This is a genomic window from Streptomyces sp. NPDC001406, assembly GCF_042895285.1.
In the GTDB taxonomy this organism is placed as follows: domain Bacteria; phylum Actinomycetota; class Actinomycetes; order Streptomycetales; family Streptomycetaceae; genus Streptomyces.
Genome location: NZ_JBIAWG010000020.1, coordinates 59,095 through 81,910, shown reverse-complemented (window position 1 = coordinate 81,910; position 22,816 = coordinate 59,095). Strand labels below are relative to the sequence as shown.

The 22,816-nt window shown below is 71.8% G+C and carries 17 protein-coding genes; 2 read left to right on the top strand and 15 right to left on the bottom strand.

Annotated elements, in window-relative coordinates; genetic code table 11:
- Positions 1–3: 3 nt before the first annotated feature.
- The 5 genes from ACFY1J_RS38055 to ACFY1J_RS38035 all read right to left on the bottom strand — a co-directional run bounded on the left by ACFY1J_RS38055 (position 4) and on the right by ACFY1J_RS38035 (position 5,245).
- Positions 4–897 (bottom strand): prephenate dehydrogenase/arogenate dehydrogenase family protein, encoded by an 894-nt coding sequence (locus tag ACFY1J_RS38055; RefSeq protein WP_390732831.1) that lies wholly within the window; start codon positions 895–897, stop codon positions 4–6.
- A 95-nt stretch (positions 898–992) separates the two neighbouring features.
- Complete coding sequence (locus ACFY1J_RS38050) at positions 993–1,802, bottom strand: TIGR03084 family metal-binding protein (protein ID WP_390708474.1); 810 nt, start codon at positions 1,800–1,802, stop codon at positions 993–995.
- Positions 1,803–1,855: 53 nt separating this feature from the next.
- A complete protein-coding gene (locus ACFY1J_RS38045) occupies positions 1,856–2,896 on the bottom strand; it encodes a carboxymuconolactone decarboxylase family protein (protein WP_390708473.1) in 1,041 nt (346 codons plus the stop codon).
- A gap of 106 nt (positions 2,897–3,002) precedes the next feature.
- Positions 3,003–4,670, bottom strand: coding sequence for an FAD-dependent oxidoreductase (locus ACFY1J_RS38040; protein ID WP_390708472.1), 1,668 nt, complete (start codon positions 4,668–4,670; stop codon positions 3,003–3,005).
- Complete coding sequence (locus ACFY1J_RS38035) at positions 4,667–5,245, bottom strand: DUF5987 family protein (RefSeq protein ID WP_390708471.1); 579 nt, start codon at positions 5,243–5,245, stop codon at positions 4,667–4,669. The genes ACFY1J_RS38040 and ACFY1J_RS38035 overlap by 4 nt, the downstream gene beginning before the upstream one ends.
- Positions 5,246–5,536: 291 nt before the next feature.
- On the opposite strand from ACFY1J_RS38035, the gene ACFY1J_RS38030 reads away from it, so the two are divergent.
- A complete protein-coding gene (locus tag ACFY1J_RS38030) occupies positions 5,537–6,613 on the top strand; it encodes a ParB/RepB/Spo0J family partition protein (RefSeq protein ID WP_390708470.1) in 1,077 nt (358 codons plus the stop codon).
- Positions 6,614–6,633: 20 nt separating this feature from the next.
- The gene (locus tag ACFY1J_RS38025) at positions 6,634–7,410 is read left to right on the top strand and encodes a helix-turn-helix domain-containing protein (RefSeq protein ID WP_390708469.1); all 777 of its coding nucleotides are present in this window, start codon (positions 6,634–6,636) and stop codon (positions 7,408–7,410) included.
- 77 nt (positions 7,411–7,487) lie between these two features.
- Here ACFY1J_RS38025 and ACFY1J_RS38020 read toward each other — a convergent pair whose 3' ends face one another.
- The 10 genes from ACFY1J_RS38020 to ACFY1J_RS37975 form a co-directional block, all read right to left on the bottom strand.
- Positions 7,488–8,837, bottom strand: a complete 1,350-nt coding sequence (locus ACFY1J_RS38020; RefSeq protein ID WP_390732830.1) for a cytochrome P450 — start codon at positions 8,835–8,837, stop codon at positions 7,488–7,490.
- Positions 8,834–9,379, bottom strand: a complete 546-nt coding sequence (locus ACFY1J_RS38015) for a flavin reductase family protein (RefSeq protein ID WP_390708467.1) — start codon at positions 9,377–9,379, stop codon at positions 8,834–8,836. The genes ACFY1J_RS38020 and ACFY1J_RS38015 overlap by 4 nt, the downstream gene beginning before the upstream one ends.
- Positions 9,376–9,834 carry an acyl-CoA thioesterase gene (locus ACFY1J_RS38010; protein ID WP_390708466.1) on the bottom strand — a complete coding sequence of 153 codons (459 nt, stop codon included), beginning with the start codon at positions 9,832–9,834 and terminating at the stop codon, positions 9,376–9,378. Before ACFY1J_RS38010 ends, ACFY1J_RS38015 begins: the two co-directional genes overlap by 4 nt.
- A 3-nt stretch (positions 9,835–9,837) precedes the next feature.
- Positions 9,838–15,729, bottom strand: a complete 5,892-nt coding sequence (locus tag ACFY1J_RS38005) for an SDR family NAD(P)-dependent oxidoreductase (RefSeq protein ID WP_390732829.1) — start codon at positions 15,727–15,729, stop codon at positions 9,838–9,840.
- Positions 15,726–16,769, bottom strand: a complete 1,044-nt coding sequence (locus ACFY1J_RS38000; RefSeq protein WP_390708464.1) for an enediyne biosynthesis protein — start codon at positions 16,767–16,769, stop codon at positions 15,726–15,728. Before ACFY1J_RS38000 ends, ACFY1J_RS38005 begins: the two co-directional genes overlap by 4 nt.
- Positions 16,770–16,771: 2 nt before the next feature.
- On the bottom strand, positions 16,772–18,622 hold the full coding sequence (locus ACFY1J_RS37995) for a CRTAC1 family protein (protein ID WP_390708560.1): 1,851 nt from the start codon (positions 18,620–18,622) through the stop codon (positions 16,772–16,774).
- Between the two features lie 56 nt (positions 18,623–18,678).
- A complete protein-coding gene (locus tag ACFY1J_RS37990) occupies positions 18,679–19,668 on the bottom strand; it encodes a DUF1702 family protein (protein WP_390708463.1) in 990 nt (329 codons plus the stop codon).
- Positions 19,669–19,757: 89 nt separating this feature from the next.
- Complete coding sequence (locus tag ACFY1J_RS37985; protein WP_390708462.1) at positions 19,758–20,735, bottom strand: DUF1702 family protein; 978 nt, start codon at positions 20,733–20,735, stop codon at positions 19,758–19,760.
- Between the two features lie 103 nt (positions 20,736–20,838).
- Positions 20,839–21,282, bottom strand: coding sequence for a winged helix-turn-helix transcriptional regulator (locus ACFY1J_RS37980; RefSeq protein ID WP_390708461.1), 444 nt, complete (start codon positions 21,280–21,282; stop codon positions 20,839–20,841).
- Between the two features lie 75 nt (positions 21,283–21,357).
- Complete coding sequence (locus ACFY1J_RS37975; protein ID WP_390708460.1) at positions 21,358–22,566, bottom strand: IS701 family transposase; 1,209 nt, start codon at positions 22,564–22,566, stop codon at positions 21,358–21,360.
- Positions 22,567–22,816: the final 250 nt, after the last annotated feature.

The window sequence follows — 22,816 nt, the reverse complement described above, 5'->3', positions numbered from 1 at the left end:
CCGTCACACCCGGTCCTCGGCCGGCGCATCTCGCACCGTGCGCCGCTCGCCGGCCTGCTGCAGCGCGGCCTGTCCGCGCCGGCCCTCCTCCAGGGTCGGTGCGAGTTCCACGGGTGCGCAGGAGTCGCCCTCGCGCAGGATGGCGGCGGCTCGGGCGAGCTGGTCGGCGACCCGGTCGAGGACGTCGGCCACCGGGCCCGCGTTGTGCGCCAGGACGTCGCTCCACAGCCACGGGTCGCCGCCCGCCGTACGGACCGCGTCGAGCAGCCGGTCCTCGGCGAGCCCGAGGAACGCCTCGGAGCTGTCGGCGAACCGGGTGGCGAGGGCGGCCGCGATCAGGTGCGGGCCGTGGGACAGTTCGGCGACGATCCGGTCGTGCACATGGGAGGCGAGGTCGATCCGGTAGGCCCCGCACGCCTCGATCAGTGCGTCGACCGTCTCCAGCGCCCACTCGGGCGTGGTCTCGTAGGGGCACACCGCCCAGGGCCGGCCGGTGAAGCGGTCTGCCGCGGCGGCCTCCTGGCCGCTCCCGTCGGGGCCGGCCAGCGGATGTCCGGGCACGTATCCCTTGAGGTCGCAGCCGCGCAGCTCCGCCTCGGCGCAGACGATGTCCTTCGTGCCGGCCGTGTCGGTGTAGACGTGCCCGAGTCCCCGGCTCTGCGCGCCGTGCAGGACGTCGGCGACGGCCGAGGGGGCGGTGGCGACGACGACGAGATCGGCGGGCGGCAGTCCGGGGGTCCAGGCGGTCCCGGCGCCGAGGGCGGCGGCTTCGTGCAGTGCCCGCGGGTCCTCGTCGACGAGGGCGACCTGGACGCCGGCGAGGGTGAGGGCGAGGGCGACGGAGGTGCCGGTGGTGCCGCAGCCGATGACGACGGCGGTGCGCAGGGTGGTGGTCATGGGGGGCTCCTTGCGGCGGGGCGGCCGGGCCGGTGGGCTGCGGGTGCGTGGGGGGCGCGGCCCCGGCCGGCCGGGGCCGCCGGTACGGCGGTCGTTCAGTGGTCGCAGCCGGGGTGCGCGAACTGCCCCGGCTTGCGGCCCTCGCCGGCGGGACCGCGGTAGGCCTGCGCGATGTCGAGCCAGCGGTCGGCCTCGCCGCCGGTGGCGACGAGGGCGAGGTCGTCGCGGTGGCGGCGGCGGGTGACCAGGAGGCAGAAGTCCTCGGCGGGTCCGGTGATCTTGTTCTCGGCGTCCTCGGGGCCGTAGCCCCAGACCTCGCCGTTCGGGGCGGTCACCTCGATGCGGAACGGCTCGGCCGGCGGGGTCAGACCCCGGGAGAGGTAGCCGAAGTCCCGGGTGAGGAAGGCGAAGAAGACCAGGTGGCGCAGCCGCTCGGTGGGCTCGCGGCGCACGCCGAGCGCATCGGCGATGTCCTGGCCGTGGCCGAAGATCTCCATGATTCCGGCGGAGGCGAGGACGGTCGGCGGCAGCGGGTTGACCAGCCACGGCACGAACTGGTTCTCGGGGACGGCGGCGAGGGCGTCGACGGACTTGCGGCCGAGGGCGCGGAAGCGGGCCAGCAGTTGGGCGGGCGGGAAGGCGTTGAACTGCCGCAGGGCGGCGTCGACCGCGGCGTCGAAGTCGCCGGCGGCGCCGGCGGCGAGCTCGGCGAAGGCCTCGGGGTCGGACGCCGCGGTGCCGGCCAGGTGGAAGATGAAGGTCAGGTGGGCGATCTGGTCGGCGATGGTCCAGCCCGGGGCGGGGGTCGCCGTGTGCCAGGTCTGCTCGTCGAGGCCCTCGACGAGACGGGCGGTCTCCTCGATGTCGGTGGCGAGGGCCTTCACGACGTCGTTCAGCGTGCTCATGATGTGTCTCCTTGATGGGGAAGCGGGTCTGGGGGATGGGCGGTTGCCGCCGGTCAGCGGGCGGCGGACGACGTGGGACGGACGGCCCCGCCGAGGCGGGCGCCGGTTCGGACGGCGGCGCTGAGCGCCGCCCAGGACGCGAGTTCCACCAGTTCCCGGTCGCCCGGGTGGACCGTGCGGAACGCGTCGATGTCCGCGTCGGTGATCTGGTGGGGGTTGAGGGCGATGAGGAGGGCCAGCCGGGCGGTGGGCAGGTGCCCCTTCGGCAGGCCGGCGGTGGTTTCGGTCAGCCAGGCACGGCTGGGACCGGGCACCGCGCCGTCGCGCACGGCGAGTTCGGCGTGCAGCAGGTCGCGTACGGCGTCGGGGATCCAGCGCTCCGCGGCGGCGTCGACGGACGCGACGGCCCGGGAGAGGGCACCGGCGACGGCCGGGTTGGTCTTCGCCCAGTCGAGTCCGGCCGGCAGCGGAGCGGCGGGGAGCAGGCCGAGCGAGGCGCCGGGCAGCACGGCCCGGCCCCGGTCGGGGCGCAGGGCACGGGCGACCATCCGCATCGCCGGCCCGCGGCCCGCGGCCGGCGCGGTGGCGGGGACGGGCGAGTCGGGCAGGAAGAGCCGGACCATTCGGTTGAGGTAGTGGAAGGTGACGGCGGTGCCCAGGATCTCGGGGGCGTCCTGCGCGTCGAAGGGCGGCGGTGTCTGCTCCCCGGCCGGGCTCGTGCTCGCGCCGTGCACCCAGTCGGCGAGCGGTCCGTGGCCGTCGGTGCCGCCCAGGGTGGCGAGCGTGGCCTCGTGGACCTCGACGCAGTAGGGGCAGTCGTTGGCCCGGGACACGGCGGTGGCCACCGCCTCTTTGGCGGCCCGGCCGACCCGGCCCTCGGCGAGGAGGGTCTCGCGCAGCAGCAGCCACGCGGCGGCGAGGCTCTCGGGTGCCGGCGAGTGCAGGGCGAGGGGCGGAGCTACGACGCCGAACTCCCGCCGGGCCTGGGCGTAGACCTCGGCCACCGGGCCGCGGGCCGCGGCGTGCCGGACGGCCGTGATGTGCCGGATCTGCTGCAGGGAGCCCTTCAGCAGGATTCTTACGAGCGGTCGCACCGCCGCCTCCTGATTCCCGGTTCGGTTCGGGTTGTGTGGAGCAACCCACTGGACGGATGGATGGTTTTGTGAAGCAACCCACTGGCCACGAGAAGCCGTTCGGGGCTCACACCGTGGTCAGAGGCTTCCGCTTCAGCAGCGGCAGCACGCCCGCGCGTCCGCTCTTGTAGCCGGTGGGGGCCGGTGCGCCGTAGGTGACCTCCACTCCCCTGGCCCGGGCGGCGGCCACGATGTGCGGTACGGCCCGTTCGGCGAGGGCGGCGATGGTCATGGCCGGGTTGACGGTCAGGGCGCCGGGGACGGCGGAGCCGTCGGTGACGAAGATGCCGGAGTGGCCGCGCAGTTCGTTGGTGTCGTCGAGGGCCGAGGTGGCCGGGTCGTCGCCCATGCGGCAGGAGGCCAGCGGGTGGACGGTGTAGGCGCCGACCAGGTCGTTGGTCCAGGGCATCACCTTGGCGAGGCCGTCCTTCTCCAGGATCTCCTTCACGTCGGCGTCGGCCTGGTTCCAGCCGTGCCAGGTGTTCTTCGTCGGCTTGTACGACAGATTGCCGCGGCCGAGCATCTGCTGGGAGATGCGGTGGGAGTTGCCGGTGGCCGGCGGCGGCCCGAAGACCCCTTCGTTGTCGTCCTCGGTCATGCAGAAGATCGTCAGCCAGGACTTCCAGTTCTTCAGGATCTCCTTCTTCTCCTTGCCGAACCAGCTCGGCCCGGTGGCGTCGGGCACCTGCGCGAGGATGGTGCCGAGGCCCGGCGGGAAGTAGAGCTGCTCCAGCGAGTAGCGGGAGTACTCCGGCAGGGAGCCGTCGAGCTTGTCCCAGCTGGCCACGGTCGGGCCCTTGCCGATCGCGTTGGCGCCGTAGGGCAGGTTGCCGTCGCCGCGGCTCAGGCCGAGGATCTCGGCGACCTTGTCCTCGTCGAGGATGGCCGTGTTGAGGCGCTCGCCGTTGCCGGAGAAGTAGCGGCCGACCGCGTGCGGCATCGTGCCCAGATGACCCTCACTGCGCTGCAGGATGACCGGGGTGGCGCCGGCGCCGGCCGCCAGCACGACGATCTTGGCCTCGATGACGCCGGAACCGCTCTGCAGCCGGTAGTCCTCGTCGTCGACGATGTTGTAGTGGACGCGGTAGCCGCCGTCGGCGGTCCGCGCCAGGTGCTGCACCTCGTGCAGGGGGCGGATCTCCGCGCCGTGGGCGAGGGCGGCGGGCAGGTAGTTGACGGTGAGCGACTGCTTCGCCTCGAACCGGCAGCCGGCCATCATGAAGTTGCAGTTGACGCACTTGGAGTTGTCGACGGCCGCCGCGAGCGGGTTGGCGGTGCGCCCGGCGTGGTCGCAGGCCGCGGCCCACAGGCCGCCCGCGTAGGAGGCCTCGCTCCAGTCCGGCTTGCTGACCGACAGGGACTCCTCGATCCGGTCGTACCAGGGGTCGAGCGTGTGACGGCTGACGGACTGCGGCCACATCCTGCGGCCGATGCTGCCGTGCCGGTCGAAGACGAACCGGGGGGCCCGCGGCATGGCCGCGAAGTAGACGACGCTGCCGCCGCCGACGCAGTTGCCGCCCAGCACGCTCATGCCGTCGCCGACGACGAAGTCGAAGATGCGCGTGTAGGAGGAGCCGAGCTTGTAGTCGTGCTCGAACTCGTCGTTCTTCAGCCAGGGCCCGCGCTCCAGGACGGTGACCTTGGCGCCGCCTGCGGCCAGGTGGTAGGCGGCGATCGCTCCGCCGAAGCCGCTGCCGACGACCAGCACGTCGGTCTTCTCGGTCGCGTTGCTCATGCGGGGCTCCCGGTGGGGGTGGTGTCGGGGTGGATGTCGGCCAGTTGCCTGCCGTAGCCGGAGCTCGCGAAGCGCCACAGTCCGTCGGCGTCGGGCCGGGTGATGCCCATGGCCGTCAGACCCGGGTGGCCGTCCGCCAGGGCCTCGGCGGTGTGCAGGTGGGCCGCCGAGTCGAAGGCCATGTTGCAGAAGAGGGAGAGCAGGACCCAGAAGTCCTTCTCGGGGTGGCCCGGCGTGGTGAGTTCCTGGATGAGGCGGACCCGCTCGTCGTAGTCGAGGGAGACGAACGGCGGCACGGTCGGGTCGAGGGTGAGGCCGGCCTTGTCGGCATGGGCCCGGGCGTGGCCGTTGACCCGGTCGGCCAGGTCCTCGAGGCCGTCGTGGATTCCGGTGGCGTCCCAGCGGAGCAGGTCGATGGCTCCGCAGACGACCGCACCGCCGCCGGTGCTGACTCCGGCGATCGCCCGGTCACCGGGCCAGCGCTTCTCACCCGGGACGATCGTGTCCGCGTAGGCCTCTAGCGTCAGGGTGGCGTCGGGCCCGATGTCGACCCTGCGCTCAGGAATTCTTCTCACTGCAGGCAACTGGGGCCTCCGGTCAGGTCTTTGAGGTTCCTGGTGGTGTGAGAGAAAGCTAGAAGTGCTGGGTCTTTTCAAACAACCAACCACCGGGCGTTCGCCCGAACACGGGTGCGCACACCCGACCAGCCAAAGTCGCACTATCCCCGGCCGCGGGCCCCGGAAAAAAAGAGGTCGTTCTATATGCTCTCTCCGGATGCGTTGTTCTCCGTGGCGCCCGGGTCCGTCTCACGCGATTTGAGGGGAATTCCGGGTACGCCTGGATCTCGCCGAGGGGGATGAGGAGAGGTGAACAGCAACGACAGTTCTCTGACGCTGCCCGCCGGCTTCACTCACCGGGTGCGGATCGAGACGCTCCTTCCGGCCGATTCGCCACGCCTGAACGGCGTCGACGAGAATCACGTACGACGTCTCACCGACATCTACGCCACGCTGCCTCCGATACTCGTGCACCGCAGGACCATGCGGGTCGTCGACGGGATGCACCGCGTCGCCGCGGCCGCCGCGAAAGGGCTCACCTCCGTGGAGGTGCAATATTTCGACGGCGCCGACGAGGAAGCGTTTCTCCGGTCGGTGACGGCCAACATCGCGCACGGACTTCCGCTCTCCGTGGCGGATCGCAAGGCGGCTGCCGAGCGCATCCTGCGCGCCCGTTCCGACCTGTCCGACCGGGCCGTCGCCGACTGCACCGGACTCGACGCGAAGACGGTCGCGACGATCCGTCCGCGTTCGACCGCGGATTCTCCTCGGTCGAACATCCGGATCGGAGCCGACGGCCGGGCCCATCCGCTCGACCGCACGGCCGAGCGGATCCGGGCCGCCGAGATCATGACGCGCAGGCCCGACCTGCCGCTGCGGGCGATCGTCAAGGAGACCGGCCTGTCGCTGGGCACGGCCCACGACGTGCGCCAGCGGCTGCTGCGCGGCGAGGCCCCGGTGCCCAACGGCCGCCGGACGTCCGCCCGGCAGGGGCCGGCAGCCGCGGTGGACCGACCCGGCCCGCCGGCCGCGCCCCCTACCGCCGACACCGCCGGCCCGTCCGACGCGCACGTCCCCGCGGGTTCCAGTCGCACCCGCGGTTCGCTGGAGACCCTGCGGCGGCTCGCCGGCGACCCGTCCCTGCGGCACTCCGAGTCCGGGCGCCAGTTCCTGCGCTGGCTGCACGTCCACTTCGTTCTCGACGAGGCCTGGCGGCAGCAGGCCGACGCGGTGCCCATGCACTGCGCGGGCACCGTCGCGGACCTGGCCCTCCAGTGCGCGGGCGCCTGGCAGCGGTTCGCCGAGGACCTCGACCGTCGGCGGCTGACCCAAACGACCCCCGCTCCAGTACGGCACGCGGCCTCCGAAGCTCGGCAGGGAGCATGATGCAAAGACAGGGAGAAACGGTGACCACCACCGCCATCGAAGCCGCTGTCCTTCGAGTCATCGACGAAATGCACGCGAATCTCGGCCAGGAACTCACGATCGACGACATGGCCCGCACCGCCATGTTCAGCAAGTTCCATTTCACGCGGGTTTTCCGGGATGTGACCGGCACGTCTCCCGGACGCTTTCTCTCCGCCCTGCGGCTGCAGGAGGCAAAGCGGCTGCTGCTCCAGACGGATTTCAGCGTCGCCGACATCAGCAGTCAGGTCGGATACAGCAGCGTCGGCACCTTCAGTTCCCGTTTCAAGTCCTGTGTCGGTGTCTCACCGAGCATGTTCCGGGAATTGGACGGATTCACCCCGGAAATCGGTCCGGGTGAACAGACGGAAACGGTGGCCGACCACTCTCGCGGGACGCTGCGCGGCCGGGTGCACCTGCCCGAGGACCGCGCGCCCGGCCACTGCTTCGTGGGCCTCTTCCCCACGCCCGTCCCGCAGGGACAGCCGGTGCGCTGCGCCGTCCTGGACGGCCCCGGGTCCTTCGAGCTGCGCGACGTCCCGGACGGCACCTGGCACGTGCTGGTGCACTCCGTCCCGTACGGCTGCGAGCACATACCGTCCGGCACCGGCGGCCAGGACGTCGTCTCCGTCGGCAGCTACGGACCGGTGACCGCGCACGAGGACACCCTGTTGATGCCGGCCGAGATCGTCCTGCGTCCGCTGGACGCCCTGGACCCGCCGGTACTGATGGCGCTGCTCGACCTGCGCACCGACGCCCTGGACCGCATCGCCGGCTGACCGCCCGGACCGACGACGAAGGGGCGGGCACGGATTCGACCGTGCCCGCCCCTTCACGCGTTCCCGCGCGCGGTTCCTCAGTCCACCACACGAACCGTCATCGGCAGCCCGCCCCGCATCCGCAGCGACATCATCGGCTCGGCAACGCCCTGGTGCCCCGGCACCACGGCCAGGTCCAGGTCGCGGCTGACGAGCGCGGTGACGAACACCGCCTCCATCATCCCGAGGTTGCTGCCCACGCAGAACCGCGGCCCCGCGCCGAACGGGATGTACGCGTAGCGGTGTCGGTGCGCGACGCGCGCCGGGTCGAAGCGGCCCGGGTCGAACCGCTCGGGGTCCTCCCACAGGTCCGGATGGCGGTGCAGGGTGTACGGGCACACCAGCACATCGGCCTTGGCCGGCACGTCGAACCCGCCGACCCGGTCGGGTCCCTGGGCGATGCGCGGCAGGATCCACACCGGCGGATACAGCCGCATGGCCTCCTGCACGACCTGCATCGTGTACGTCAGCTTGTGCAGGTCCTCGGCGTCCGGCAGGCGGCCGCCGGCCAGCACGGCACGCGCCTCCTCGCGCACCAGGTCGCGCACGTGCGGATGGCGGGCGAGCAGCAGCAGGGTCCAGCCGAGTGTGCTCGCCGTCGTCTCGTGGCCGGCCAGCAGCAGCGTGACCAGCTCCTCCTGGAGCAGCCGGCGTCCCCGTGCCGCGTCCTCGCGTTCGCGGGCGGCGAGGATCATCCGGGCGAACGCGTCGTCGGCGCCCTCCCCGTCCGTGAGGCGGGCGCTGCGGTCGGCGACCAGCTCGTCGACGATCCGGGTGAGTTCGCGACGTGCGCGGCGGAACCGCCGCTGGGTGGCGAGCGGCACCCAGGTCGGGACCAGGCCCTGGGTGACCATGTCGAACATGGCCTGGTCCTGGACCGCCTCGAAGGCGTGCGCGATGCCGCCGTGCGCGTCCAGGGAGGTGTCCATGAGGGTGCGCCCGAGCACGCCGAGGGTGAGCCCGGTGACCTCGCTCAGGATGTCGACGGGCGTGTCCCCGGCGCGCCGGCGCAGCAGCTCCACCAGGCGGGCGGACTCCTCGGCCACGGCCCCGGCCTGGGCGGCGATCCGCCCGGGCCTGAACGCGGGCTGCACATTGCGGCGCTGGACGCGCCACAGCTCGCCCTCGCTGGTGAGCAGGCCGTCGCCGAGCACCTTGCGGGACTCCACCAGGCCGATGCCCTTGTGGTAGTTGGCGGCGTTGTCGGCCAGCACGTGCTTGGCGTAGTCCGGCCGGTTGAAGATGTAGAGCTTCTTCGGCCCCATGGAGACGCGGACGGCGTCGGAGAGCTCGGCCGCGTCCCGCATCATGCCGAGCCGGTCGACGGCCAGTTTGCGCAGCAGTCCGGGCAGTGCCCACACGGGCGGGCCGGGCGGATGGACGCTCATGTGCGCTCTCCTTCCGCGGGCTCGGCGAGCCGCCGGAAGCGGCCTTTGTGGAAGACGAGCGGCTCCCGGCCGGGCAGTTCGTCCAGGGCCAGCACCCGGCCGAGGTGGACGGTGTGGTCGCCGCCGTCGTACGCCCGCCACCGGGCGCACTCGAAGTGGGCGGCCGCCCCCGCGATCAGCGGGGCGCCGCCGGCCTTGCCGGGCAGCCAGTCCACGGCGTCGAACTGGGCGGCGCCCAGGGGCCGGGAGCGGTCGGCGAAGTGCCGGGCCACGTCCTCCTGCCCGGCGCCGAGGACCGACACCGCGAAGGTGCCGGCCTCGGTGAGGACCCGGTTCATGACGGCGTCGTTGCCGACGCACAGCAGCACCAGGGCGGGATCCAGCGACACCGAGGTGAAGGAGTTGGCGGTCATGCCGTGCGGGCTCGCCCCGCCGACGGTCACGACCGTCACCCCGGTGGTGAAGGACCCGAAGGCCCGCCGCAGCCGCGCGGGATCGCCGGTGACGGCGTCCCGCGGCGGCGCGGCGGCCAGGGTGCTCATGCCGCCCGCCCCGTCAGCGCCCGGCCGTGGGCGGCGTACGGCTCGAGGGCGTGGGCCAGGGCCTCGGGGATGAGCGAGGGCACCGTGTTGGTGTTGGGGCCGCGCATGCACGCGATCCGCTGGCGCCCACGTGCGATCAACACCTCGACGCCGCCGGTCACCTTGACGTAGTCGAAGGTGAACTCCAGCTGCGTCTGGCCCAGTTCGGACAGCCGCATCCGGATGGACAGCTCGTCGAAGGCGGTGATCTCCGCGAAGAACTCGCAGTCGACCTTCAGCGTGAACAGCTTCAGGTCGTCCTGCACCTCGGCCAGTACCGCCGGCGCCTTCTGCTGCAGGAACAGTTCCCGGCACCGGCCCTGCCAGCGCAGGTAGTTCACGTAGTACACGTTGCCGACGAGGTTGGTCTCCTCGAATCCGACCGTGTGCCGGTACTCGAAGTAGTCGTCCGTCATGTCTCAGAGCCTCCCTTCGGTGAGTTGCGTCTCGTGCGTGAGGAACGCGAAGACGGCCGGTTCCAGGGCGTCGCGCAGCGCGGTGACGAAGGTCGCGATCCTGAGGTCGCCGGCGGCGAAGACCACCCAGGCGTCCTTGCGGCGCGGCAGCACCGTCAGCGGAGCGCCGGCCATGATGCCGGCCTTGCGCAGGCACTCCACGGCGCCCCAGACCCGGGTGGCCGCGGTGTCCGGCGCCTCGCCCGTCTCCCTGGCGACCAGTTCGGCGACGGCCGCGTGCTCCCCGAGCAGCCCGCGCCACTCGTCGGCCGAGCGCATGCTGACCGCCTCGATGTCGCAGGCCACCTCGGTGTCGCAGACGGCGCTGAGGGTGACCCCCAGACCGTGTGCCGCCGACATCGACATGTGCCGTTCCGGCTCCAGTTCCGGTCGCCCGTCCGGGCGGTGCCGGACCGCGACCGGGCTGCCCAGGGCCCGGGCCGCCGCGTCCGCGGTGAAGCTGCGGCGCTGGGCGACGGAGCCGGCCGGGGTCTGACCGTGCGGCTCGACGGCGACGGCGATCCGGCTGCCGACGACGTCCTCCAGCGAGCGCTCCAGGTACGGGCCGAGCAGCGGGGCGACCCACGGGCCGGAGCCGTCGTTCTTGCGCACGGCGTGCAGGGTCAGGCCGTCCCAGCGTTCGACGACGGTGCCGTTCTCGTCGCGCACCGCGATGTCGTACACATAGGTGTCTCCGTCGCGGCTGCGCTCGACGGCGGTGTACCGCAGCCGGTCGGGCACATGGTCGCCGGAGCCGAGCGCGTGGATCCGCTCCACGCCGGACGGCAGCAGGGTGGCGTCGGGGACGCACACCTGGTTGCCGTGCATGAGCGCGTCGCGCATGCCCGGGTCGGCCAGCAGCAACTCACCGGGCAGGAAGCCGGCGAACCAGCCCTCGGGTCGCTGCTGCACGGCCACTTCGGCGTCCACGTGCCGGGCGGCGGCCCGGTGGAAGCGGCGCAGCCGCTGGAAGCGGGCGCCCTGGAACAGGATGCTGCCGTACAGATCGGCTGCCGGATCCAGGGGGACGACCGGGGTGTCGTCCGGCACCTGCAGCGGCGGGCCGTCCGGCACCGCGGTCTCGGTGAAGACCAGCCGGGCACGGAAGTGCTCGGCGACGAATCCGGTGTCCTCGGCGTGGATCGCGACGTCGACGGTGTCGGTGCCGGTGACGGTCGCCGCGATCCGGATCCGGGTGCTGCCGTTCGGCGGTACGACGATGGGCCGCAGGAACTTCGCGCCCTCGATGACCGGGGTGCCGCTGTGCCCGGTCACCGCGGAGGCGACCTGGGTCATGGCCTCCATGCCGATGACGGCGGGCAGCAGCAGGTTGCCGTCGAGCAGGTGGTCGGACAGATAGGGGTCGGTGCCGGAGTTCAGCTCGGCCTCGGTGACCAGCTCGACGCCGTGGTAGCGCACCAGCGGGTTGCCGGTGAAGCGCAGCATCGGCAGTGCGGGCAGGTCGCGGCGGACGGTGTCGATGCCCTCGGTACGGCCGCTGATGACCGTGACGACGGGGGCGTCCGGGTCCTCGATCAGGCGCAGCAGGATCTCCACGCCCTGGTCCGGGGAGACCGGGGTGATGCCCTCGCGGGAGAGGGTCTCGACGACGGAGAGCTTCTCGCCCATGCCGACGCCGGACCACACCGACCATTCCATGCAGCGGGCGCGCAGGTCCGGGTGGGTGCGGGCGACCTCCTCGGTGAGGTCGGCCAGCCACTCGTTGGCGGTGGCGTAGTGGCCCTCTCCGCGCAGACCGGCCCGGCCGATGATGCTGCCGAAGGTGACCAGCAGCTTGAGGCCGGCGGTGCCCACCGCGTCCAGGACGGTGCGCAGTCCGTCGACCTTCGGGGCGAAGGTCCGCTCGAAGTCCTGCGGGGCGAGCCGCGCCAGCGGGTTCGGCTCGTTGCGGCCGGCGCCGTGCAGCAGGCCGGTGATCGCGCCCAGCTCCCCCGTCAGTTCGGTGACGGCCGCGGTGACCTGCTCGGGGACGGTGACGTCGGCGCGCGCGTAGTGCACACGGACTCCGTCGGCGCGCATCCGCTCCAGGTTGTCGGCGAGTTCGCGGTCCTCGGCGGGGTCGGACCGGCCGAGGACGGCCAGCTTGGCGCCGGTCCGCTGGGCCACGGCGAGCGCGCACTCGGCGGAGATGCCCTTGCCGCCGCCCGTCACCAGCAGTACGTCCGAGGCGTCCAGCGGGGACGTGGTGCGCTGCGGGGCGACGGGCAGGGCCCGTAGGGTCGGCACGCGGCGCACACCGGCGTCGTCGTAGTGGACCTCGGCGAACCGGGTGGTCGCCGCGACCTCGCCCACGACCCGTTCCACCACGTCCGGCGACGCCGGGGTGTGGACGACGGTGGTGCGCAGGTGCGGGGCCTCCAGGTAGAGGGTCTTGGCCAGGCCGGCGGCGCCGCGCCCGTCCTGGACGAGGACGAAGCGCCGTGCGCGGTCACCGGCGAGCGCGCTGTGCGCGGCGGCCAGTACCCGTTCCACCTCCTGCCGTGCGCAGCCCTTGGCCAGCACGGCGAGGACGCCGGATCCGACGCCGGACCCCGCCAGCTTCTGGCGCAGTTGTTCGGCGTACGGGTGGCCGTCGGTGGTGAACAGTTCCCAGTCGCCGTCGGCGCCGTCGGCGGCGGCGGTGTGCGGCCGGGCGACCTCGTCCAGGTCCACGGCGAAGGGGCGGGCCCAGGGGGCGGCGCCCGCGACGACGGGGGTGCCGGAGTCCACGGCACCGCCGGTGCTGACCACGGTCTCCAGCGCCTCGGCCAGTTCGGCCAGGGTGGCGGTGGCGAAGTTGGTCGGCACCTGCGCGGCGGCGATCCCGAGGCGGGACGCCGCCTGGTTGACGATCTGGCCCACGGTGATCGAGCTCATGTGGAGGTCGTCCAGCAGCCGGCTGTCGGGGTCGAGCAACTCGGCGGGCAGTTCGGCGCGTTCGGCGACGAGGGCGCACAGCACCTCCAGTGCGTCGACGCCGTCCTCGGCCGTCTCCTCGGCGGCGGGAGCCGATTCGGCAGCCGTGGGAGCCGGTTCGGCGGCCTTGGGAGCCGGTGCCGGTGCCGTCTGCTCCTGCCGCGGGGCCTGCGCCACGGGGGCGGCGGCCCGCGGGCGGCGCCCGGCCGGTACGTCCTCGCGGGGCGCCTGCTCGCAGGGGCTGGCGAGGAAGGAGAACTCCTGTCCGACCTGGAGCGGCCGAATGAGCCGGTCCTCGAAGAGCCGCTCCAGGGCGACGGGTGCTCCGGCGACGAACGCGGCACCGGTGACACTGAGCAGACTGCGCAGCGACTCGTCGTCGGTGTTGAGGGCGACGGCGGGGACGCCGGTGGTGGCCCCGGCGAGGCCGGTGAGCACCCGTCCGGGCCCGACCTCGATGAACAGGTCGACGTTCCGGGCGGCCTCGCTCACCGCCTGGGTGAAGCGGACGGGGCCGGTGATCTGCTCGGTGAGCAGCGCGGCCAGGTCCGTATCACGTGTCAGTGCCGCACCGGTGACGGTGGAGACGATCCCGTCGGCCGGGACGCCCAGCGGGGTGGTGGCCAGCCAGGCGCCGAAGGTCGCGGCGGAGTCGGCGACGAGCGGCGAGTGGAAGGCGTGCGAGACGTTGAGGCGGGTGCAGGCGACCTCGGCGCGTTCGGCGCGGCGCTGCACTTCCTCGATGTCCGCCGGCGATCCGGCGATCACCGTCTGCTCCGGGCCGTTGTACCCGGAGATGACGGCGTCGAGGCCCGCGAGGAGTTCCGCGGCCCGCTCGGGGGTCGCGCCGAGCGAGGCCATCGTGCCCGAGGCGCCGTGCCGGGCCATGGCCCGGCCGCGCACCCGCGCCGCCTCCAGGAGGGTCTCCTCGTCGAGGGCCTGCGCCCAGTGCAGGGCGGACAGCTCGCCGAGGCTGTGTCCGACGGCGACCGACGCCTCCAGGCGCAGCGCGTCCAGGACGCGCAGGCCCGCCGCGGAACCGGTGGCGATGCGCGGCTGTGCCACGTCGGTGGCGACCATGTCCCCGGTGGTGGGGAGCGCGGCCCGGGCGAAGACCTCGGCGGCCTCGGGGAAGCGGCGGCACAGCGCCCCTCCGTCGGCGCCGTGGCCGGACCCCTGGCCCGGGAAGAGGAAGCCGATCCGGGCGCGCCCGGTGGCCCGGCCGAGGAAGACTCGGCCGTCGGCGGCGGTGTACGACGTGTCCCCGGCCTCCAGCAGGCCGGCCAGGTTGGTCAGGCGGCGTTCGGCGTCCTGCGGGGAGGAGACGACGACGGCCGCGCGGTGCGGCAGGCCGCGCAGTTCGCGCTGGAGCGTGGCGGCGAGGTCGGCGACCTGGCCGTAGGAGACCTGGCCCGCGAAGGCGGCGACCTCGGTGAGCCGGGCGCGCAGCGCCTTCGGGGACTCGCCGTCCAGGACGAGGAGTTCGCAGTCCTGCGGCGCGTGCGCGAGGGTGCCGGAGCGCCGGCTGCGGGCCGTGCGGCGCCGGCCGGCGGGCTCGTCGAGGACGATGTGGGTGTTGATGCCGCCGAAGCCCATGGCGGTGACGCCGGCCCGGCGCGGCGCTTCCTCGGGCCATGCCTCGGCCTTGCGCAGGGCCTTGAGGTTGGCCTTGTCGTCGGCGAGCAGTTCGTGCGGGTCGACGGTGCCGATGGCCGGCGGGAGGGTCTGGTGGTCGACGGCCATGGCCGCCTTGATCAGACCGGCGACGCCGGCGGCGGCCTTGGTGTGGCCGATCATGCCCTTGATGGACGTGATGGCCGCGGGCGGTGCGTCGGGGTCGGCCTGGCGGCGCGCTCCCATGAGAGCGGTCAGCTCGGTGGCGTCGCCGACGGCGGTGCCGGTGCCGTGGCCCTCGAAGAGCCGGACCGTCTCGATGCCGAACCCGGCACGCTCGTAGGCCCGCTTGAGGGCCAGCTGGTATCCGCTCACCTCGGGGCGGGTGATGCCGCCCTGGCCGTCGGAGGACACGCCCCAGCCCGCGATGGTGGCGTAGATGCGGTGGCCCGCGGCGAGGGCGTCCTCCTCCCGCATCAGGACGATCATGCCGCAGCCCTCACCCGGCCAGAAGCCGTTGGAGCCGCGGTCGTAGAGCCGCATCTCGCCCTTGGCCAGCGCGCCGGTCTTGGCGAAGCCGATGATCTCGAAGGGGTCGATCGACAGGTCCACCCCGCCGGCCACGGCGACGTCGATGTCGCCGTTGACCAGCGCGGTGCCGGCGGTGGTGACCGACAGCAGCGAGGAGGAGCAGGCACCGTCGACGGTGTATCCGCCGCCGTTGAGGTCGAAGTGGTTGCAGATCCGGCCGGCGATGGTGTTGGCGAGCCCCCCGGCGAGGGTGTCCTCGTCGATGGCGGGGAACGGCTCCTTGTAGGCGGTCTCGACGTCGTCGAGGAACTGCGCGATGCGGTCCTCGTCCCAGTCCTGTTCGCCCTTGAGGGCCGCGGCCATCACCCGCCGTACGTACGGCCAGCGCAGCCGCATGACGTTGGCGCGGGAGAACTCGCCGGTGAGGGTGTTGCCGACGATGACGCCGGTGCGTTCGCGGGGCAGGCCCTCGCCGGCCGGGAATCCGGCGTCGGCGAGGGCGCGTCCCGCGGTGTCCAGGGCGAGCCAGTGGGTCAGGTCGGTCGACCGGAAGGTGCTGCCCGCGATGCGGTGGGCGATCCGGTCGAACGCGTAGCCCTCGATGACCGCGGCGTTGCGGGCGTAGAAGGTGTCGGGGGTGGTCGGGTCCGCGTCCCAGTAGTCGTCCAGGTTCATCCGGACGTCGGGCAGGCGGCGGAACGCACGCCGCCCGGCGACGGCGTTGTCCCACAGTTGCTTCGGGTCGGTTGCGTCGGGATAGCGGCAGGCCATGCCGACGATGGCGATTCTGGTCATGCGACCACCGGTGTCTTCAGGGTCTCGGCCTCGGCGTCGGCCGGGGCGGGGCAGGAGCAGGCGCCGTCCGGGCAGGCGCACGCCGGAGCCTCGGCGGGCGCCGGGGCGGTGACGGACCGGGTGACGGCGGCGAGTGCGAGGGCCTCCTCGGTCCGCTTCTTCGCCACGATGTCGGCGGTCCACAGGAACGCGCCGCGGATGGCGCAGGCGAGCGCGGTGGCGAAGAACAGGCCGTAGGCGATGCCCAGCGCGGTCACCACGCCGTACAGGGTGGCGACACCGCCGCCGAAGGCGATCTGGCCCCACTTCGAGGACGGCGTCGTACCCGGGTCCGTGATCATGTAGTTGGTGAAGAGCACGAACGCCACGCCCGTCATCATCGCGAGGGCCGCGGGGATGGAGGTGTCGTACAGCAGGCCGCGGACGACCGCCTGGAGGGCGAAGCCGCCGAGCCAGGCGAGGATCAGCCACATCCGCTCGGTGAGCTTGGCGTTCAGCATCGTGCCGAGCGAGATGATGATGGCCGGCACGAGCCAGTCGAAGCCGCCGTCGAGGTACTCGGTGAACTGGTACGGCGGCGCGATCGACGCCCACGGGAAGAGCACCAGGATGACGGCGATGCCGAAGTTCGAGGGGTTCATGAAGTGCCGCAGGCGGCCCTTGACCGGGGCACGCAGCACCCACTTGGTGCCGACGGCGACGATGACGCCGAACATCATGACCCACACGATGTCGTTGACGTACGACAGCATGTTCACCGCGAGACCGGTGATGTGGGCCGGGTAGAGGAACTCCATCACACCGCGCGGGCCGTTGCCGCGGAAGCGTGCCGTGCGGCCCTCGGCGCGGGAGCCGATGATCTCCAGGACGATTTCGAGCGAGTAGGCGGTGGCCAGGGCTATCAGCGGCCAGGTCCAGGGCTGCTCGAAGCCCAGCACCGTGTAGCCGAAGATGTTCAGTACGGAGATGGAGATCGCGAACCGGCGCAGGGCCGTGACGACCTTCGGGTTGTGGCGTGGTGCGTTGGTCTGGGCGGACATGGTCACTTCTCCTTGGCCCGGTCGCCGAGTTCGATGCTGTGCCGGCCCGGCTTCAGCGTCAGTTCCTGCTCGTGGACGTCACCGTTGCGGTCGCGCCAGGTGATCTGGGTGGGCAGCGGGCCCTTGATCCCCTTGCCGAGGCCGATGTGGATGTCGGTGCTGCGCTTGCCGGAGTGGCCGCCGCCGCCGTCGATGCGGTCGATCCGCTTGGTGCCGTCGGGCAGCTGGACACAGACCTCCGCGCCCACGACGGGCGCACCGTCGGGGTGGGTCAGCTGCAGGCCCAGGTACGCACCGGTGTGCCGGCTGATGTTGTGGTAGAAGACCGGCTCGCCCCACTGGCGGGCCACCGCCAGGTCCAGGCGGCCGTCACCGTCGACGTCGGCGGTGGCGATGCCCCGGGTGGGCATCGGCTCGCCGATGCCGAGGGCCTCGGACAGGTTGACGTACTTGCCGGTCGAGGGGTCCTTGGCGTAGAAGCGCATGCGCTGGTTGCCGGCCAGGTCGTCACCGTGGCGGACGTTGGGCCACCACTGCGGGTTGGGGACGAGCGCGTCGTTGGCGGTGGCGAGCTCCTGAAGCTGCGGCCAGCGGTTGGTCTTGCCCTTGACGAAGCCGTTGGCCTGGGTGATCTCCAGGTCGCCGTTGTTGTCGAAGTCGCCCATCTTCACGTCCCAGCCCCAGCCGGACCAGGCGAGGTTGAGACCGGAGGACTTGTCCTTGAACGGCGCTTCGCCGTTCTGGAAGCTCTTGCGCAGATCGGCCTTGCTCTTGGCCTGGTCGAAGAACGCGAAGTTCGACTCCTGGATACCGAACGACGTCGTGATGTTGCTGACGAACATGTCGTACAGGCCGTCGTGGTTCAGGTCGCCGAAGTCGACGCCCATGCCCTTGAACGAACTGCGGCCCAGTTGCTTGGACTTGGGCACCGTGCCGTTGTGTACGGCCTTGACCTCGGCGAACTTGATCGTGCCCGGCTTGGACTTGTTGTAGAGCAGCGCGGAGGTGCCGAAGTCGTGGGCGAGGAACATCTCCGGCAGGTGGTCGCCGTCCAGGTCGGCGGCGGAGGCGCCGAGCGTCCAGCCGTGGTTGAGGCCCTGCGGGATGGCGTCGTCGACCTTCTCGTAGCCGTTCTTCGTCCAGCGGAAGAAGTGGCCTCCGCCGCCGTTGGTGGCGTGCGACAGCGAGGCGTTCATGGTGACGTCGCCGTCCTTGGTCGGGTCCAGGACGGGGCTGTCGGGGAAGTAGTTGCCGATGAAGATGTCGTCGTGGCCGTCACCGTCAAAGTCGGCGACGGCGGCGGCGTTGGAGTTCCACAGCGGGCCGGTGTACGTCGCGCCGGACTTGCCGGGCAGCAGCTCGGTCGGCCGGAAGGAGCGGGCCGTCAGCGGCTGCCCCTTCTGACCCTGGTTCAGGAAGATGACCGGCGTACGGCCCCAGTAGTAGACGAGGAGGTCGATCTTGCCGTCCTCGTTGTAGTCGCCGGGCACACAGCCCATCGGCGCCATCGTCTTGCTGGTGCCCAGCGGCGCCGGGTTCAGCGCGAACGGCGCGTAGGCCTCCCCTCGCGTCGGTGCCGGGGTGACGAAGGCCTGGTCGATGCGCGGGTCGACGACGCACAGGTCGTTGGGCAGGCCGTCCCCGTCCAAGTCGTTCACGGCAATACCCGCACCGACCGACGAAATCCAGGCCTCGATGTGCTTGTACGCCTTGTTGACCTGCCGGACCTCCTGCTTCTTGAATCCGGCGGGCTCGGCGATGGACATCGGCTCGAACGAGTAATTCTTTGCCAGGCTGTCGATCTCGGCGGCCGACGACTCAGGCAGCCGAACAGCGTAGAACGTGCCCACCATCAGGGCCAGGGCGACTATTCCCGGTGAATTTCTGCGAAGCCAGTTCTTTGCGACCGTCACTGGTCAGCACCTTTCAAAACGAGCGACGAGGAAGCGAGTTGCGCGGCGATGTCGTGGCGCCAGGCCTCATAGGCCGGGAACGGGCCGACGGTCTCGGGCGCCTGGGGCCGGGCGTCACGACACACCTGCGAGGCCCCTTCGGCCGTCGTGCCGCACACCACGCGGGCCGCGAGGTGGGTGTGGTCGATGACCGTGCCGGCCTTGACGCGCGCCTCGGTGGCGAAGGCGGATCCCTGGGCGAGCGCCCAGCGGTGCTCGCCGGCGCCCTCGACGAAGTGGGCGAGTTCCTCCTCGCTGACCCCGCCGGCATAGGCGCAGGCGAGTCCGGCGCCCGCGTAGAGGTCGGAGTGGCGGCGCTCGGGATAGGCGCGGATCAGGTCGGTGACGACGTCGGGGTCGGTGCCGCCGACGAACCACAGGGCGCGGCCGATGCCCTGGTCGATGGCGTTGGCCGTGTAGTGGTTGTGACCGCCGCGCCAGCGGAAGGGGTGCTGGACGTGCGGGTTGCGCACATACGCGTCGGTCTTGAAGTACGCCTGGTGGAATCCGTATCCGTCCAGCGCCAGCCAGCGCAGCAGCGGGTCGGTGGACCGGATGTCGGGCCACAGGGGCTTGGGCAGGCGGGCCATCGCCCAGCCGATGCCGACGTAGATCATGTAGTCGTGGTCACGGCCCCGCCCGGCCAGCAGTCCCTGCAGCCGGCCGCCGTGTCCGGGCAGCGAGTCGTACACCGCCGCGCCCATGCCGGCGCCCTCGTACGCGAAGCCGCGCATGTCCCGCGGGACCGTCTCCAGCAGTTCCTCGGCCTCGGCGGGCGAGGAAGCCTCCACCGCGTAGGCGTACCCCCTGAGGAACACCTCACCGATGTACTCAAGGCGTTCCTTTGCTTCCGCGTTCTTCACATGAAAACCGCGCACCTCCATGGTCGTCTCGGAAACCGGAGGTGTGAGCAATCGGCGCCTGAACGCTCCAAATGAACTGGACACAGCAGTAAACCGCCCCTCTCGAATCCCTTGAATCCCCAGCGAATCGAATGTAGTCAGGGGCCTCGGAGGGGCGTCTACTTCAGATGTGCTCAAACAACGGCGGCGCTCAATTGCCGGCGCACATTGCGGCGCCAGACCTCGTAGGCCGGTCCGACCCCGTCCTGGGGTGCGGCGGCGGCGCAGTCGTCGGCGAGGCGCGCGACGGCCTCGACGGTGCGTCCGGTGAACGCGTGCACGGCGGCGGCGCTGTGCTCCGGGACGTACCCGGCGTGGTGGCGGGCCTTGGCGGCGAACACCGCGCCCTGCGCGAGGTGGTCGGCGAAGTCGCCCGCCTCCGCGTGCAGCGCGCTCAGGCCGGCCGCCGTGCTGCCGCCCGCGAAGGTGGCGGCGAGACCGACGCCGCTCCACAGATCCGCGCGCCGGTCGGCGGCGAACGCCCCCACGGCCGCGGACACGTTGCCCACGTGCCCGCCGTGGATGAACCACAGCGCGCGGCCGACGCCCTGGTCGAAGGCGCGCTGCCAGTAGGAGGGGTCGCCGTCCCAGGCGTAGGGGGCGTCGAGGCGCTGTCCGCCCACCCAGGTGTCGGTGTCGAAGTAGGCGCGGTCGAAGCCGTAGCCGTCGACGCACAGCCAGCTCATCGCCGGATACAGGTCGGGCTCGTTCAGGTCCGGGACGAGCTTCTTCCACAGCGGCCTGGGCAGCTTGGCCATGGCGAAGCCGATGCCGATGTAGTTGAGGAAGATGTGCGGCCTGCCGCCGCCGCGCAGCAGATCGGCGGTGCGGTGGCCCTTCGGGCCCATCGTGTCGCGGATCGCGCAGGCCATGGTGGCGCCCTCGTAGGCGAAGCCCCGGTTGAGCGGGTCGACGAGCGCCAGCCTGCGCTCGGTGGTGGTTGTGTCCCGGTCCTCGATGCCCCATTCGAAGCCGGTCACCACTGCCTGTGGTACGGCTTCCAACTGGCGTGTGAGCCCGGTGGGTTCGACGCGGAATCCTCGCCGCGCGAAGCCCACTTCGTCCAGGGACGGAGCCATGATGAGCCTGCGCAGCGCTCCCAGTGCCGGCACGGACGCCTCCTCGTAAGCGCCGCTCCCTTACCGGCGGCGGGGCTGTCATGGTGGTCGACCCGGCGGCTAGGCTGCATCTTCGTCCGTGCGCTGCGCGCCGCGGTCAGCGGATGCGGCGGACGTCCACCTCCTCGTCGTGCACGGCACGCCCGCAGTGCGAGCAGTGCAGCTCGACCTGGACGCTGCCCTCGCAGCCGAGGTGGTCGGCGCGGCGCGGCGGGCCCAGCTCCTGCGGCAGGTTGCGGTCCCCCCACTGCATCAGGGCCACGACCGCCCGGGTGAGGTCCCGGCCCGACGGGGTGAGCCGGTACTCGTGGCGCACCGGCTTGTCCTGGTAGGGCAGGCGTTCCATGATGCCGTGTTCGACCAGCCTGTTCAGCCGCGAGGAGAGCACGTTGCGTGCGATGTCCAGATGGGACAGGAACCCGTCGAAGCGCGTGGTGCCGAGGAGGGCCGAGCGGATGATCAGCAGGGTCCAGCGCTCGCCGATCACCTCCAGGGAACGGGCGAGGCTGCAGTCCTGTCCCTCGTACGTGTGTCTCAGCATGCGATCACTCTAGGCAGGGGTGAGTTGTGTGAAGGTACCCGACTTGGCGAAGCCGTCACGGGTTTGCCGGGGCGCTCAGGCCGCCATGAGCATGCGCTCTCCGCCACCGGTGGGGCGCTGGTCGAAGCGGCTGTAGGCATACGCGGCGGACACCAGCGTCATGTGATGGTGCCAGCCGGGGTAGGAGCGCCCCTCGAAGTCGAGCAGCCCGAAGCCGTCCGTCATCGCGCGCACGGACCGTTCCGCCTGTGCGAGCGTCCGCGTCAGAGCCAGCACCGACTCCATACGGGCGTGGGTCAGGCTGGTCAGCCACAGCTGCAGGGGGCGCCGTCCTCCCTCCGGACGGACGGCGAAGAGCCGGTACGTGCGGTCGATGCGCTCGCCGCCCTGTCCCCTCCTGGGCAGCCGTACGAAGGCGGACATGACGGTGGTGTGCCGGCCGCGCCCGTCCCACGGGGCCACGCTCTCCATCCGGGTGAGGGTGCCCGCGTCGAACTCGAACAGACTGCGGGCCGCGAGCACCAGGCCCTGCCCGTCCTCGCCGTTCGGGTTCTGCATCCGCAGGCGCCGGCCCACGGCGACCTGGAGCCGGTCCGGGACGGCGACCACGAAGTCCCGCCCGCGCAGGGCGAGTCCGTTGATCAGGGAGGTCGCGTGGGTCCCGCCGGCGGCCTCCAGGTCGACGACGACCGGCAGGGGCGTGGTGCGGCTGTTGCCGGCGAGCGTGTCGACGAGGTCGAGGGCGTGCTGCTCGACGGAGCGGGGGCCCACCTCGGCCGGGATCCGGGTCCGGACGCGGCGCTCGTGGTCCTTCACCCAGGAACCGGGAAGCAGCAGGCGCCAGTCGACCGGCACGGCCCGTTCGTAGGAGGACAGGAACATGCCTATGCCCACCTGGCAGGTCACCGAACGGCCGGTGGAGGCCAGGAAGCGGCGGTGCACTCCGCAGGAGTGCTCGCCGCGCTTGCGCAGCATCGCCGGGCTGACCACGCAGGCGCGCGGCGGGGCGAGGCGCGGCTCCACCCACCGGGTGAGCTCGGCCCGGACCGGCATCCAGTCCCAGGGGCTGGCGCTGACGAACTGGTGCAGTGACTGCGAGGCGGCGGGCGATCCGGAGACGGCCGCGGCCAGTCGGCGGACCGACTTCTTGCCCGGAGTGACGAGCAGCCCCTGCACGTAGGCCTGCGCCCAGCGGCGCTGGTCGCTGCGCGGCAGGCACTCGAAGACACTCTCCGCGAACACCGGTAGCGAGGCCCGTGAGTCCATCAAAGCGTGCGTGACCATGGCAAGTTCCTCCCCGTCATCGGCCGGCGACTGCTGGCCACGCTAAAATAATAGCGAACGCCCTCTTTTTTTCGCGACTAAGGAGAGTTGCCGGATGCACTTCGCCAAGTCGGCCCTCGCCGGGCCCAGTCACACGGTCGTCGCGCGAACACCGTGGCAGCACCCTGCTCGCACCGCGGCCGGCGGCTCTCACCTGCGAAGCAGTCCTCGCCCCGGGCACGGCCGCCGGCTAGCGCATCTTGTGCAACTC

Excerpts from the sequence above, each read along its gene's own strand:
- ACFY1J_RS38055 (WP_390732831.1), bottom strand. The coding sequence starts at position 897 with ATGACCACCACCCTGCGCACCGCCGTCGTCATCGGCTGCGGCACCACC.
- ACFY1J_RS38050 (WP_390708474.1), bottom strand. The coding sequence starts at position 1,802 with ATGAGCACGCTGAACGACGTCGTGAAGGCCCTCGCCACCGACATCGAG.
- ACFY1J_RS38040 (WP_390708472.1), bottom strand. The coding sequence starts at position 4,670 with ATGAGCAACGCGACCGAGAAGACCGACGTGCTGGTCGTCGGCAGCGGC.
- ACFY1J_RS38020 (WP_390732830.1), bottom strand. The coding sequence starts at position 8,837 with ATGAGCGTCCATCCGCCCGGCCCGCCCGTGTGGGCACTGCCCGGACTG.
- ACFY1J_RS38015 (WP_390708467.1), bottom strand. The coding sequence starts at position 9,379 with ATGAGCACCCTGGCCGCCGCGCCGCCGCGGGACGCCGTCACCGGCGAT.
- ACFY1J_RS38010 (WP_390708466.1), bottom strand. The coding sequence starts at position 9,834 with ATGACGGACGACTACTTCGAGTACCGGCACACGGTCGGATTCGAGGAG.
- ACFY1J_RS38005 (WP_390732829.1), bottom strand. The coding sequence starts at position 15,729 with ATGACCAGAATCGCCATCGTCGGCATGGCCTGCCGCTATCCCGACGCA.
- ACFY1J_RS38000 (WP_390708464.1), bottom strand. The coding sequence starts at position 16,769 with ATGTCCGCCCAGACCAACGCACCACGCCACAACCCGAAGGTCGTCACG.
- ACFY1J_RS37995 (WP_390708560.1), bottom strand. The coding sequence starts at position 18,622 with ATGGTGGGCACGTTCTACGCTGTTCGGCTGCCTGAGTCGTCGGCCGCC.
- ACFY1J_RS37980 (WP_390708461.1), bottom strand. The coding sequence starts at position 21,282 with ATGCTGAGACACACGTACGAGGGACAGGACTGCAGCCTCGCCCGTTCC.
- ACFY1J_RS37975 (WP_390708460.1), bottom strand. The coding sequence starts at position 22,566 with ATGGTCACGCACGCTTTGATGGACTCACGGGCCTCGCTACCGGTGTTC.